This window comes from Rhodopseudomonas palustris (assembly GCF_007005445.1).
GTDB classification, from domain to species: Bacteria; Pseudomonadota; Alphaproteobacteria; order Rhizobiales; family Xanthobacteraceae; genus Rhodopseudomonas; species Rhodopseudomonas palustris_G.
This window is the reverse complement of record NZ_CP041387.1, coordinates 1405832-1419230: the sequence shown is the minus strand read 5'-3', so window position 1 is coordinate 1419230 and position 13399 is coordinate 1405832. Positions and strand designations below refer to the sequence as shown.

The window sequence follows — 13399 nt, the reverse complement described above, 5'->3', positions numbered from 1 at the left end:
CCGTCGTGCGCCCACGACCAACTCTCCGCGATACTGGGTCCCCCGCATGCGCGGGGGACGACGAAGATTGGTTTCAGGTGCGATTCGTGAGGTCGCGCCTCACTCCTCCTTGAAGCCGTATTCGGCGTGGTTGCCGGTGGCGCCGTAGTATTTGTACGGCAGGAATTTGCCCGACATCGAGATCTTGACGCGGTCGCCCTTCGGGTTCGGCAGCCGTTCCATCACCATGTCGAAATCGATCGCCGACATGATGCCGTCGCCGAATTCCTCTTCGATCAGCGCCTTCCAGGCCGGGCCGTTGATCATCACCAGTTCGTAGAACCGATAGATCAACGGATCGGTCGGCGGCATGGTGATGCCCTCGCCGCGCATCGGCACCTCGTTGAGCATCGCGGTCTCGACCGCCGACAGCCCGAACAGCTCCGCCGCCTTCGCCGCCTGCGGCTTGGTCAGCTTCATATGGCCGAGGATCGCGCCGACCACCAGCACTTCGGAATGGCCTCCGATGGTTTCGCAGATGTATTTCCAGGTCCAGCCCTTCTCGCGCTTGATGTCGAGCAGCTTCTCGGTCAGTTGGGCTCGCTTCATGGTCGGTCTCCTTAAGTGAGGTGGGGGATTGTGGATGAAGGGGATCAGCGGGCGTTGGCCTGCAGCGGCACGGGCGTCGCGGCGTCATCAACGCCGGGCCGGACGACCGGCACCTGCAGCGGATCGTGATGCGGATTGGTGCTGGTGAAGGTCTTGCTGCGCGTCACCAGGAAGTCGACGATGTGGTTGCGCAGACCGTAGTAGTAAGGATGCCGGTGCAGATCGATTCTGGCGCGGTCCTTCGGCAGCGGGTTCTCGACGATCTCGGCGATCACCGCGCCGGGGCCGTTGGTCATCAGGTAGATCTTGTCGGCCAGATACATCGCCTCGTCGACGTCGTGGGTGATCATGAAGGTGGTCTGCCCGGTCTCCAGACAGATGCGGCGGACCTCGTCCTGCAGCGAGCCGCGGGTCAGCGCATCGAGCGCCGAGAACGGCTCGTCCATCAGCATGATCTTCGGCGTGATCGACAGCGCCCTCGCGATGCCGACCCGCTGCTTCATGCCGCCCGACAATTCCGACGGGCGCTTGTTCTCCGAACCGGTCAGGCCGACCAGATCGATGAAGCGCTGGGCGTGGGCACGGACCTTGGCCTTGTCCCAGTCACGCCATTTCGACGACACCGCATAGGCGACGTTGCCCATCACCGTACGCCACGGCAGCAGCGCGTGGCTCTGGAAGATCACCGCGCGGTCGAGGCTGGTGCCTTCGATCGCCTGGCCGTCGACGATCACCGCACCCTCGGTCGGCTGGTCGAGCCCGGCGAGAATATTCAGCACGGTGGTCTTGCCGCAGCCGGAGTGGCCGATCACGCAGCCGAATTCACCGCGCGGCAGCGACAGCCACAGGTTCTCGAAGATCGTGGTCTGCCCGCCGCCAGCGGCCGGATAGCGCTTGGCGATCGCTTCGACGGAAATGAACTTGTCGTTCGTCATCTGGCTCACTCCGGAAACGTGACCATGCGGGTGAACCGCGCCAGCACCTGATCGAGCAGCATGCCGACCAAACCGATCATCAGGATTGCGATGATCACATTGACGATCGACAGGTTGTTCCACTCGTTCCAGACGAAGTAACCGATGCCGGTTCCGCCGACGAGCATTTCGGCGGCGACGATCACCAGCCAGGCGATGCCGATCGAGATCCGCATTCCGGTGAGGATCGTCGGCGCGGCGGCGGGCAGGATTACAGTGAAGGCGCGGCGCACGGTGCCGACTTCCAGCGTACGGGCGACGTTGATCCACTCTTTACGCACCGAGGCGACGCCGAACGCGGTGTTGAGCAGCATCGGCCACACCGAGCAGATGAAGATCACGAACACAGCCGACAGGCTGGAGTCCTTGATGGTGTAGAGCGCCAGCGGCATCCAGGCGAGCGGGGAGATCGGCTTCAACACCTGGATGAACGGATCGAGCGCCTTGTTCATCAGCGGCGACATCCCGATCAGGAATCCGAGCGGGATCGCGACCGCAACCGCCAGCAGATAGCCGATCATCACCCGCGCTATCGAGTAACCGAGCTGGATGCCGAGGCCCTTGTCGTTGGGGCCGTTGTCGTAGAACGGGTGCTTGATGTGCTCCCACAGTTTGGCGCCGACGTCGAACGGGCCCGGCATCGCCGATTTGCCCTGGGTCGCGGTCGCGCCCATCAGCGCTGCGTATTCCGGACTCATCTTGGCGACCTCGCCGCTGCCGCGCGTCGCCAGATGCCAGGCGGCGATGAAGCCGCCAAACAGCAGCAGCGAGACCACCGCGGCGCGGAGGCGTAGTGATTTGGTCATGAATTCACCCGTGGTTCCTGTTCGGGTTTCGACGGCCGAACGATCCGGTCGCGCGAGCCGGCAGCGCAGCGGCGCATCTCGCCGAACCAGCCCCGGCGGCAATCCACGCGGGCATCGCAACGCCCGTCGAGGATGCACGCCGGAGCAGCCCGGCCTTCCGCGCTAGGACGCCTTCTTGATCTTGAAGCTGGCGAGATACTCCTCGGGATTGGACCCGTCGAACGATTTGCCCATCACCGAGAACGACCTCGTCGTCTTCTCCGGCGGCGTCAGCCCCGCCTCCTTCATCAGCCTCGCGGTGTCGGTCGCCAGATAGACCTGTTCGGCGATGGACTTGTAGTCGACGTCGCCCTTGATCTGCCCCCAGCGCTTCATCTGGGTCATGATCCAGACGGCGAAGGACTGCCACGGGAACGGATCGAAATCGATCCGGTTCGGCTGCTTGACGACATTGCCGAGACCGTCGGCATAGGTGCCGGTGAGGATCTGCTCCAGCACGATCGCCGGCTGGTTCAGGTAGTTGGCCGGCGCGATCGCTTGGGCGATCTCCTTGCGGTTTTCCGGCTTGTGGGCGTAGGCGGTCGCCTCGATAATCGACTTCAGCAGCGCGCCGTAGGTGTTCGGCATCGTGGTGACGAACTCCTTCGAGGCTGCGAAGGCGCAGCACGGATGGCCTTCCCAGATCTCCTTGGTGAGGATGTGAATGAAGCCGACGCCGTCATAGACGGCACGCTGGTTCATCGGATCCGGCGCCAGATAGCCGTCGATGTTGTCGGCGCGCAGATTGGCGACCATCTCCGGCGGCGGCACGGCGCGGATCTGGACGTCGACGTCGGGATCGATGCCGTGCTCGGCCAGATAGTAGCGCAGCAGATAGTTGTGCATCGAGTAATCGAACGGGACGGCGAATTTGAAGCCCTTCCAGTCCTTCGGATTGCGGCGATCCTTGTGCTTCATCGCCAGGGTGATGGCTTGTCCGTTGATGTTCTCCACCGCCGGCATGGTGTAAGGGATCGGATTGGAGCCGACCCCCATGGTGATCGCCAGCGGCATAGGCGACAGCATATGGGCGGCGTCGTATTCCTTGTTGAGCGTCTTATCGCGGATCACCGCCCAGCCGGCGGTCTTGATCACTTCGACATTGAGACCGTACTTCGAATAGAAACCCATCGGATGCGCCATGATGATCGGCGTGGCGCAAGTGATCGGAATGAAGCCAACCTTGAGGTCGGTCTTCTCCAGCGGACCGCCGGCGGCGAACACCTCCGTGGCGGTCTGCAGCGGGAAGAACTGCGACACCGCGGCCAGCGCGGTGGCCGCCCCCACCGACTTCAGAAACGCGCGCCGCGAGGCGTCCTGCGGAAACATCGCCCGCATCACCGCCGAGGCGACCACGCCCTCGAACCGCTTGTCTTCGCCCTGCGTCACGGCGAGCTGCAGCGACGCCTGCTCGGCGGCATGCTCGGCTTCGGTAGCATGACGACCACAACTACAACCCGCAGTATGCAGCCGGCGATTGGGATCGAACGGATTGTCGAACGTTGACATGAGACCTCCTGCGCTGACGTCGAGGTCATTGTCGCAAGGAGCGTGCCAAACTCGTCGATCGCCGAACATGCGACGTTATCGACGGTTGGCGCGGATTGTTGAGCACGAGATTTCGTAATATACGGATTTTCGTAGTCGAGTTACGAGATTTCGGAGTGTCGATGGACCTTTCGCTGCCGCCCCAGGCTCTGGCCAGGATCGATCCGGCGCTGCGCGCAGCGGTGTTCGACGGCGCGATCGAGGCCGTGCTGCTGATCGACCCGACACTTGACCAGATCGTCGATGCCAATCAGGCGGCCTGCGACTTGCTCGGCCACGGCTACGACTCCCTGCTGCAGATCAAGTTCAGCGCGCTGCACGGCTCGCAACTGCCGGCACTGGTGGTGTTCACCCAGGCGGTATTCGCCAAGGGGACCTACTGGAGCCATGCCCTCACTCCGATCCACGCCGGGGGCACGCAGCTTCGGCTCGAATATGCCGGCAAGCGCCTGTCCCATCATGGCCGGTCGCTGCTGCTGCTGACGATGAGCGATCTCGAGCAGCGCAGGCGGCGCTATGTCGACGCCGTCGCCGACGACTACATGCGCGACGGGCTGCCGGCGTGGCAGCGGATCGAACGGGTGTTTCAGGACATCGAACGCGAGAACCAGCTCATCCTGCGTGCCGCCGGCGAAGGCATCTACGGGGTCAATGCCGAGGGCAAGACCACCTTTGTCAATCCGGCCGCGGAACTCATTCTCGGCTGGCCGGCTGATGAATTGGTCGGCACGGAGATGCACGCGATGGTGCATCACAGCCACCATGACGGCCGGCACTATCCTGGCCAGGAGTGCCCGATCTACGCCGCATTCCGTGACGGCGCGGTGCACACCGTCGACGGCGAGGTGTTCTGGCGCAAGGACGGCAAGCCGGTCTGGGTCGAATACACCTCGACGCCGATCCACGACCGCAGCGGTGTGGTGGTCGGCGCGGTGGTGGTGTTCCGCGACGTCAGCCAGCGGCACGAAGCGGACGAGAAACTGCACGCCGCGCTCGCCGAAGTCGACCGTCTGCGCGAACGGCTGCAGCTCGAAAACGACTACCTGCAGGAGGAAATCCGAACCGAGACCAATCCGCGCGGCATCATCGGCCAGAGCGAAGCGATCCAGACCACGCTGCGCCAGGTCAAGCTGGTGGCGCCGACCGCCGCGACCGTGCTGATCACCGGCGAATCCGGCACCGGCAAGGAACTGATTGCCCGCGCGATCCACGAGGCCAGCACCCGGCGCGACCGGCCGCTGATCCGGGTCAACTGCGCCGCGATCCCGCGCGAGTTGTTCGAGAGCGAGTTCTTCGGCCACGCCCGCGGCGCGTTCACCGGCGCGGTGCGCGACCGCATCGGCCGCTTCGAGCTCGCCGACGGCGGTACCCTGTTCCTCGACGAGGTCGGCGAAATCCCGCTGGAGCTGCAGAGCAAACTGCTGCGCGTGCTGCAGGAAGGCAATTTCGAACGCGTCGGCGAAGAGCGCACCCGCAATGTCGACGTCCGCCTGATCGCAGCGACCAACCGCGACCTGAAGCGCGAGGTGCAGCGCGGCCGCTTCCGCGAAGATCTGTATTTCCGGCTCAGCGTGTTTCCGATCGAGTCGGTGCCGCTGCGCGATCGACGCGAGGACATTCCGCTGCTGGCGCAGCATTTCCTCGTCAACGAGGCGCGCGAACTGAAGACGGAACTCAGATTGTCGCAGGGCGACGTCCGCCGGCTGATGCGCTACGACTGGCCGGGCAACGTCCGCGAGCTGCAGAACGTGATCGAGCGCGCCACCATCCTGGCGCAGAACGGCCGGCTCCGCTTCGACCTGCCGGAATCGGCCAGCAGCCACGCATCGGCCAGCACCGGCCGCCAGAAGCCGGACGCGCAGCCCGCCGTGATGACCGCATCGGACTTGCGCAACCTCGAACGCGCCAACATCGTCGCGGCGCTGCGCGCCTGCAAGGGCAAGGTGTTCGGCGATGACGGCGCGGCGGCGATGCTCGACATGAAGCCGACGACGCTGGCGTCGCGGATCAAGGCGCTGGGCATCACCTCGCCGCGCAGCCAGGGGTGAATGGCCGGATCAGTGCCGATCAGAGGCGCGCAGGAGCGCCGGTCTTACGACTCGTCGCCGTCCGCCTTGCGCAGCAGATAGATGTCCATCACCCAGCCCTTGGCGGCGCGCACCTGGCGGCGGACGCGCTGGATTTCGGACGCGATCCCCGGAAGCCTGCCCGCGATCAGCACTTCGTCGTCCATGCCGAGATTGGCGGCCCAGAAGATCTCGGCGCCAGCGGCGTCGATCTTGGCGAAGGTCTCCTCGCCGTCGAGCATCACCACCGTGGTTTCGCCGGACCAGCGCCCGGCGGCAGCGAGCTTGCGCCCTGTCGTGACCGTGACGGGCTCGCCGATGCCGTTGAGCGCGATACCGTGACGCGCCGTCAGCGCCTGCACCGCGGTGATGCCGGGAATGATCTCATAGTCGATCGCCATGCCGCGTGCGCGTAGCCGGTCGAGAATACGGATCGTGCTGTCGTACAGCGACGGATCGCCCCACACCAGAAACGCGCCGCAGCCGCCGTCCGGAAGCTGCGCGGTCATTGCTTGCTGAAAGCGGCCCGCGATCTGGGCGTGCCAATCATCCACCGTGGCGCGATAGTCCTCCGGCTGCGCCTCGCGCTTCGGAATGTCGATGGTGACGAAGCGATAGCCCGGCACCGTGATGAAGCGTTCGCAGATCTGCTCGCGCGCCAGGCGCAGTTCGGCCTTTTCGTCGCCCTTGTCGGGAATGAAGAACACGGTGGCGCGGTTCAGCGCCTCGACCGCCTGAACGGTCAGGTAGTTCGGACCGCCCGGCCCGATTCCGATCAACAAGATCTTCCGCATCGTCGTCCTATTCCGCCACGCGAACGCCGCGTCACCGCGCCAGCGCCAGCAAGGCGTCGAGATCGAGATTGCTTTCGCAATGATCGGCGAGCGCGTCCAGCGTCTCCTCGACCCGGCGCTCGAAATCGAGCCCGGACGACGCGGCACCGAGCTGGGCCAGCCAGGCGGAGCGGAACGCATCGCCGCCGAAGATGCCGTGCAGATAGCCGCCGCTGACGCGGCCGTCCACCGAAACGGCGCCTTCAGCCCGCTCGGCGCCGCCTTCCGCGAGCTTCAGCCATGGCCGCGCCAAACCTGGCCCGGTGGTGCGGCCCATATGCATCTCGTAGCCGACGACACGGCATCCGCTGATCCGGTCGACTGCATCGATCTCGATCAGGCGCTTGTCGCCGGAGATTTCGGTTTCGATGTCCAGCAGCCCGAGCCCGGCGGTTTCGCCGGCCGGCCCTTCGATGCCTTGGGGATCGCGCACCACGCGGCCAAGCATCTGGAAGCCCGCACACAGGCCGACGACGCGGCCGCCGCGGCGGACGTGGGCGTGAATGTCGATGTCCCAGCCCTCGCGCCGGATCAGATCGAGCTCGGTGCGGGTCGCTTTCGAACCCGGCAGCACCACGACGTCGACATCGGCCGGAATCGGCGAGCCCGGCTGGATCCACTGCAGGTCGATGTCGGGCTCGGCCACCAACGGATCGAGGTCGTCGAAATTGGCAACGCGCTGCAGCCGCGGCACCGCGATCTTGAGCCGGCCTCGGCTCGCCGCTGCGGCGCGCTCCAGCGCCAGCGAGTCTTCTGCCGGCAGCCGGTCGGCGCCGGGAAACCACCGCAGCACGCCGAGAAACGGCCAGCCGGTCTGCTCGGTGATGGTGCGGCAGCCCGGCTCGAACAGCGAAAAATCGCCGCGGAATTTGTTGATCAGATAGCCGACGACGCGGGCGCGGTCGCCGTCGCTCAGCAGCACGTAGCTGCCGACCAGCGCCGCCATCGTGCCGCCGCGGTCGATGTCGGACAGGAACACGACCGGCAGATCGGCCGCCTCGGCGAACCGCATGTTGGTGATGTCGGAGGCGCGCAAGTACACCTCGGCGCCGCTGCCGGCGCCTTCGACCAGCACCAGATCGGCTTCGGCGGTGAGCCGCTCGAAGCTGTCGACCACCGCCGGAATCAGCCGCTGCCGCATGTGGTGATAGATCCGCGCCGGGCAGTTGCCGAGCACGCGACCGCGCAGCACCACCTGGGCGCCGACCTCCGACTGCGGCTTCAGCAGCACCGGGTTCATATGGATCGACGGCGCCACGCGGCAGGCGCGCGCTTGCAGCGCCTGGGCGCGGCCGATCTCGCCGCGGATCTGTTCGCCGTCGGCACCGGCCGGCAGATCCGAATCGGAGGCCACCGCGGCGTTGTTGCTCATGTTCTGCGCCTTGAACGGACGCACCACCAGCCCGCGCCGGGTGAAGGCGCGGCACAGCCCGGCGACCACCATGCTCTTGCCGACATCCGAGCTGGTGCCCTGGATCATCAGCGAGCGGGCACGCCGCGGGCCGGTGGTCGTGCGCGGCGTGAACTGGATTCGGGAGATGAGCTCCTCGACATGGGCGTCGGTCATGAAACCACTCGATGGCATGGAGTTGAGGGGAAGCGGCGCGGGCGCGTACGCCTACGGTCGGAACTGATCGGCTGCTGCGGCATCATTCAGCCATGGCCGGCCATCGCGACGACACCGAGCAACAGGCCGATCTGGATCATCTGTTCGGTGGCGCCGAGCACGTCGCCGCGGTAGCCGCCGATCAGCCGGAGAGCGATCCACGGCGCGGCCAGGCCGAACATGCCAGCGGCCAACAGCCCGACGATTGCCGCCGGCGGATCGAGCATGATCAGCCACAGCGCGCCGAGCATGCTGAAGGCAGCCAGTCCGAACCAGCCCGCGCGACTGATCGCGCGCGTCGGATAGCTGAGCTTGCCGGTGGCGGCGTCGCCGGCATAAGGCAGCGCCGACATCGCCGCGACGATGCCGGTACGCCCCAGACTATAGCCGGCGACCAAAGTGGCGACGCCGAGCCACGGCGGCAGGCTCGCCAGCGCTGCGACGCGGATCGCAAAACTGAGGACCAGCGCCACTGCGCCATAGAGACCGAGGCGGCTGTCCTTGATCAGCGCCAGGCGCTGCTCGCGAGTGCTGCCGCCGAACAGGCCGTCCGCGGTGTCGGCGATGCCGTCTTCGTGCAGCGCGCCGGTGAGCGCCGCCCCCGCCGCCACAGCCATCATCGCCGGCACCACGCCCGACCAGATCAGCGAGCCGGCGAGCAGGACTCCGCCACAGACCAAGCCGATCCCGGCGCCGACCAGCGGGAAGTACTTCGATGCGCTCAGCAGCCAGTCGTCGTTAAATTGCGCGGTGCGCGGCGTCGGCACAAGCGTCATGAACTGCACGGCGTTGAGCAGGGATTGGAACTGCCGGCTCACGCGCAGGGTCCGATCCGGCCCGCCAGCACATCCGACAGCGCGGCGAGATCGTTGAGAATGCCGGCGGCGGCGCGCAGCAGCGGCACGGTCATCAATGCGCCGGTGCCCTCGCCGAGCCGCAGGCCGAGGTCGAGATACGGCGTCGCCTGCATCGCGTCGAGCAGCACCCGGTGGCCGCGCTCGGCCGAGCGATGCGAGAACACGCAGTAGTCGCGCGCGGCGGGCTGCAGCCGCACCGCGAGCAGCGCGGCCGCGCTGGCGATGAAGCCGTCGATGACAACCGGCCGCCGCGAGGCCGCGGCGCCGAGCACCGCGCCGGCCATCATCGCGATGTCGAAGCCGCCGAACTCGGCGAGCACGTCGAGCGGTGCCGTGGGCTGCGCCCGCGCCGCGGCCTGCTCGACGATGGCGCGCTTGTGCACCACGCCGGCATCGTCCATCCCGGCACCGCGACCGACGCAATCAAAGATCGGCTCGCCTGTCAGCGCGTGCGTGATCAGCGCCGCCGAGGTGGTGTTGCCGATCCCCATCTCGCCGATCGCAACGATGTCGAGCCCGCCCGCGATATCCTCGCGCACCAGCTCGGCCGCCGCCGTGATCGCATGCGCCGCTTCCTGATGAGTCATCGCCGGTTCGTGGCGGGCGTTGCGGGTGCCGCGCCGGATCTTGCGATCGATCAGCTTGGGATGTGGCGGCATCTCGGCATCGATGCCACCGTCGACGATCCGCACCTCGGTCGCCGCCGCTTTCGCCAGAACGTTCACGCCGGCGCAGTCCGCCAGATACGCCTCGACCATCGCGCGGGTCACGCTCGCCGGATAGGGCGACACCCGGTCGGCGGCGAGGCCGTGATCGCCGGCGAAGATGAACACCGCCGCACGCTCGGCCCGCGGCGGCGCCGGATGCCAGATCAGCCCGAGCTGCACGGCGAGTTCTTCGAGCCGGCCGAGCGAGCCCGGCGGCTTCGCTTTGCCATCGAGCCGGGCTCGCAGCTCGGACTCATGGGCGTGATTGACCGGCGGAACGGACAGGATACGTGGATCGAGCAAAGGCGCGTGCATCGGAAGCTCGGCAATCGGAATGCTCTGCCACCGCTTCTGCGGGGCAGCCAGGACGTGCAAACGACGGTTGCGGCGGCGACAGCTAAGCCGGGCGCACGCTGGTTCGTTCGGGCGACGAAGGAATTTCTCCGCGAAAGCGGAGGCGCGTCAGGTCGGCGGTTGGTGCGGCATGGCTGTGTCCTTCTTCGACCCACCGTCGAATGGCATGGTTTTCGGACTTCGGCCGGTCTCCTGGCTCGCGGACATTGTCCCGGTCGCCTTCCCGAGCGGCTGTTGCGCCGTGCTCAGTGGCGGTGTGACCGGAAGCGGTCCGCTTACAGTTGCGGGGGCAGCCGCGGATTTGGCGATTGCGCGCCGCACCGCATTCCCGTTTCACCCTTCGAACGAAGGGCACCGAAGCAGGCAGTACCACAGCACGCCGATGCCGCCGGCGCAAGATTGACAACGTCCCGGAGCCGCACTCTAAGACGAAGGTCCACCAAGCCGCGCCCTCCCTGTCCGCTGTCGAGCGACGAAGGCGCATCATCTCGACCGGATTGACCGCATCTTGCTGTGGGATGTGACGGTGATAGGCGGCGGCATCGCCGGTCTTTGCGCGGCGATCGCCGCGCGCCGAGGCGGCGCTGCGGTGCGCTTGCTCGAAGCGGCACCGCGGCCCTTGCGCGGCGGCAATGCGCGCCACGGTCGCAATTTCCGGCTGACGCACGAGACGCCGCTCGACTACGTCCCCGATCGCTATACGGCGGATGAATTGCGCGCCGAGCTGCGCAGCGTGACCGGTGAGGAGACCGACCGGGTTCTCACGGAGGCGCTGATCGAACGTTCATACAGCATCGCTGGCTGGTTGATCGAGCACGGCGTGCATCTGCAGCCGCCCGGCACCGGGGTGATGCCGTATTCCCGCCGCACCGCATTTCCGCTCGGCGGCGGCAAGGCAATGATCAATGCGTTGTACGCATCTGCCGAGCGATTAGGCATCGCAATCAACTACGACAGCGAGGTCCGATCGATTCTCCACAGCGAGGGCAGCGGCTGGACCGTCAACGTGCGTAGCACCGGCGCTGACGCCCCAATCCGCACGCGCAGTGTCGTCGTCTGCGCCGGAGGCGCGGGCGCCGACCCGGCGTGGCTGCGCGCCAATTTCGGCAGCACTGCCGAGGGCTGGATGGTCCGCGGCACGCCTTATGCCGACGGCCGCCTGCTCGATCTGCTGATCGGGGCCGGCGGCTGTGCGATCGGCGATCCGACTACATGCCATGTCGTTCCGGTCGATGCGCGCGGGCCGCAATTCGATGGCGGCATCGTGACCCGGATCACGTCGATTCCACTCGGCGTCGTTGTCGATCGATCCGGTGCTCGCATCGACGTCGTAGGGGCCGGATCCCAGCCGACGCACTACGCCAAATGGGGACCAAGGATCGCCGCCTGCCCAGGCCAGATCGCTTATCTGGTGCTCGATACCCAAGGCCTCGCCCGTGCCGCGCCATCCGCCCTGGCGCCAGTCACTGCGCCGAACCTCGGCGAACTAGCTGCCGCGCTGCAGATCGATCCCACGGCTCTGTTGCAAAGCATCGAGGACTTCAATGCCGCCCCGGCCAACGCCGCGCGTACCATCGCGGAGCCACCATTTGCCGCCTATCCGATGCGGCCGGGGCTGACGTTCGTGCACTACGGCATCAAGGTGGATGCAACGATGCGGGTGGTCCAGGCCGACGGTCGCCGCCACGACGACCTGTTCGCGGCCGGCATGATCATGGCTGCGAATGTGCTGCGCCGCGGCTATCTCGCCGGGCTCGGCATCACCCTATCGGCAGTATTCGGCCAGATCGCAGGTGAGGAGGCAGCGCGCCATGTCCGCGGCTGATCCGATGCTCGAAGCCGAGCGCGTGCTGCGGATCTGCAGCGCCTGCATGTATTGCGATGGGCTCTGCCCGGTGTTTCCAGCGATCGACGGCAAGCACAACTTCAGCCTGAGCGACGTCAGCTACCTGTCGAACCTGTGCCACAACTGCCAGGGCTGCTGGCATGATTGCCAATACGCACCACCACATCCGTTCGCCGTCAACCTGCCGGCGACGTTCGCCGATCTTCGGCAGCGCTCCTATGCCGACCATCTGTGGCCGCCCGCGCTCGGTCGCGCCTTTCGCGCCTCATCGCTCGCCGTGCCCGCCACCGTCGCGCTCGCGCTGCTGATCACCTTCGCGCTGGTGCTGGGCACGGGCTCACCAGAAGCATTACGGACGACATACGCTGGCGAAGGCGCGTTCTATCGCGTGCTGCCGTGGCCGGTGATGGCCGGGCTCGCGGGCGCCACCTTCGCGTGGGCAGTGATCGCGGTCACGCTGGCGACGCTGCGATACTGGCGCACGATCGCGCCGGAGACGGCGATCAGCGAAATCTTGCGCGCGCTGCCGATCGCATTCTCCGACATCATCACGCTGCGCCATCTCGGCGGCGGCGGTCCCGGCTGCCATGACCATAACGAGCGCACCTCGCAGCGGCGCCGGATCTTGCATCACCTGACTGCCGGCGGCTTCGTGCTCAGCGGCCTGTCGACGATCGCGGCTTCCGCTTATCATCACCTGCTGGGCGTGATGGCGCCCTACCCGGTCGCCAGCCTGCCGGTGATGCTCGGGCTCGTCGGCGGCGTGACGATGACCGTCGGCGCGGTGGGACTGCTGGGCCTGGAAGCGCGGGCCGACCGCGCGCCGAGCGATCGCGGCGAGACCAAGCTCAACCTCGCGTTTCTCGTCTTGCTGGCCCTGGTCGGCGCCAGCGGGCTTGCGGTGCTCGGCTTCCGCAGCACGCCCGCGATGGCGCCGCTGCTCACCGCCCATCTCGGGCTGGTGTTTGGCCTGTTTGCCGCGCTGCCGTTCAGCAAGGCGCTGCACGCGCCGTTCCGGGCGGCGGCGCTGCTGCGGGCCGCAATCGACAGCAACCGCCGCGCGTCAGCGCGGGCTCCGGACGCCTCGGGCGACTCGCTTTGATCCTGATCAAGCTGGCGCGAATTTGATGGACGCGGGATGCCGGCTAACTGGTCGTGAAGGTCGATTGACAGTT

At 66.7% G+C, this 13399-nt stretch carries 11 protein-coding genes and 1 riboswitch; of the genes, 3 read left to right on the top strand and 8 right to left on the bottom strand.

Annotated elements, in window-relative coordinates; translation table 11 throughout:
* Positions 1-99: 99 nt before the first annotated feature.
* From cynS to FLL57_RS06420, 4 genes are all read right to left on the bottom strand, one after another.
* The gene (gene cynS, locus FLL57_RS06435) at positions 100-588 is read right to left on the bottom strand and encodes a cyanase (RefSeq protein ID WP_013503098.1); all 489 of its coding nucleotides are present in this window, start codon (positions 586-588) and stop codon (positions 100-102) included.
* Positions 589-632: 44 nt separating this feature from the next.
* A complete protein-coding gene (locus FLL57_RS06430; protein WP_013503099.1) occupies positions 633-1523 on the bottom strand; it encodes an ABC transporter ATP-binding protein in 891 nt (296 codons plus the stop codon).
* Between the two features lie 5 nt (positions 1524-1528).
* A complete protein-coding gene (gene ntrB / locus FLL57_RS06425) occupies positions 1529-2368 on the bottom strand; it encodes a nitrate ABC transporter permease (RefSeq protein WP_013503100.1) in 840 nt (279 codons plus the stop codon).
* A gap of 162 nt (positions 2369-2530) precedes the next feature.
* Entirely contained in the window at positions 2531-3916 is a 1386-nt protein-coding gene (locus FLL57_RS06420; RefSeq protein ID WP_047309086.1) for a CmpA/NrtA family ABC transporter substrate-binding protein, read from the bottom strand.
* Between the two features lie 161 nt (positions 3917-4077).
* Here FLL57_RS06420 and FLL57_RS06415 point away from each other — a divergent pair, with 161 nt between their 5' ends.
* A complete protein-coding gene (locus tag FLL57_RS06415; RefSeq protein WP_142884175.1) occupies positions 4078-6003 on the top strand; it encodes a sigma 54-interacting transcriptional regulator in 1926 nt (641 codons plus the stop codon).
* 44 nt (positions 6004-6047) lie between these two features.
* On the opposite strand, the gene cobF is transcribed toward FLL57_RS06415, so the two are convergent.
* From cobF to cobT, 4 genes are all read right to left on the bottom strand, one after another.
* Positions 6048-6815: a precorrin-6A synthase (deacetylating) gene (gene cobF / locus FLL57_RS06410; RefSeq protein WP_142882439.1), complete on the bottom strand. Its 768-nt coding sequence runs from the start codon at positions 6813-6815 to the stop codon at positions 6048-6050.
* 31 nt (positions 6816-6846) lie between these two features.
* Positions 6847-8421 (bottom strand): cobyric acid synthase, encoded by a 1575-nt coding sequence (locus FLL57_RS06405; protein WP_142882438.1) that lies wholly within the window; start codon positions 8419-8421, stop codon positions 6847-6849.
* An 86-nt stretch (positions 8422-8507) separates the two neighbouring features.
* Positions 8508-9278, bottom strand: coding sequence for an adenosylcobinamide-GDP ribazoletransferase (locus FLL57_RS06400; protein ID WP_013503105.1), 771 nt, complete (start codon positions 9276-9278; stop codon positions 8508-8510).
* On the bottom strand, positions 9275-10339 hold the full coding sequence (gene cobT / locus FLL57_RS06395; protein WP_013503106.1) for a nicotinate-nucleotide--dimethylbenzimidazole phosphoribosyltransferase: 1065 nt from the start codon (positions 10337-10339) through the stop codon (positions 9275-9277). Before cobT ends, FLL57_RS06400 begins: the two co-directional genes overlap by 4 nt.
* Before the next feature lie 204 nt (positions 10340-10543).
* A riboswitch (cobalamin riboswitch) is annotated at positions 10544-10752 on the bottom strand.
* Between the two features lie 146 nt (positions 10753-10898).
* Here cobT and tcuA point away from each other — a divergent pair.
* On the top strand, positions 10899-12203 hold the full coding sequence (gene tcuA, locus FLL57_RS06390) for an FAD-dependent tricarballylate dehydrogenase TcuA (protein ID WP_013503107.1): 1305 nt from the start codon (positions 10899-10901) through the stop codon (positions 12201-12203).
* Positions 12190-13326, top strand: coding sequence for a tricarballylate utilization 4Fe-4S protein TcuB (gene tcuB / locus FLL57_RS06385; RefSeq protein ID WP_013503108.1), 1137 nt, complete (start codon positions 12190-12192; stop codon positions 13324-13326). The genes tcuA and tcuB overlap by 14 nt, the downstream gene beginning before the upstream one ends.
* The last annotated feature ends 73 nt before the right edge of the window (positions 13327-13399 follow it).

Excerpts from the sequence above, each read along its gene's own strand:
- cynS (WP_013503098.1), bottom strand. The coding sequence starts at position 588 with ATGAAGCGAGCCCAACTGACCGAGAAGCTGCTCGACATCAAGCGCGAG.
- FLL57_RS06430 (WP_013503099.1), bottom strand. The coding sequence starts at position 1,523 with ATGACGAACGACAAGTTCATTTCCGTCGAAGCGATCGCCAAGCGCTAT.
- ntrB (WP_013503100.1), bottom strand. The coding sequence starts at position 2,368 with ATGACCAAATCACTACGCCTCCGCGCCGCGGTGGTCTCGCTGCTGCTG.
- FLL57_RS06420 (WP_047309086.1), bottom strand. The coding sequence starts at position 3,916 with ATGTCAACGTTCGACAATCCGTTCGATCCCAATCGCCGGCTGCATACT.
- FLL57_RS06415 (WP_142884175.1), top strand. The coding sequence starts at position 4,078 with ATGGACCTTTCGCTGCCGCCCCAGGCTCTGGCCAGGATCGATCCGGCG.
- cobF (WP_142882439.1), bottom strand. The coding sequence starts at position 6,815 with ATGCGGAAGATCTTGTTGATCGGAATCGGGCCGGGCGGTCCGAACTAC.
- FLL57_RS06405 (WP_142882438.1), bottom strand. The coding sequence starts at position 8,421 with ATGACCGACGCCCATGTCGAGGAGCTCATCTCCCGAATCCAGTTCACG.
- cobT (WP_013503106.1), bottom strand. The coding sequence starts at position 10,339 with ATGCACGCGCCTTTGCTCGATCCACGTATCCTGTCCGTTCCGCCGGTC.
- tcuB (WP_013503108.1), top strand. The coding sequence starts at position 12,190 with ATGTCCGCGGCTGATCCGATGCTCGAAGCCGAGCGCGTGCTGCGGATC.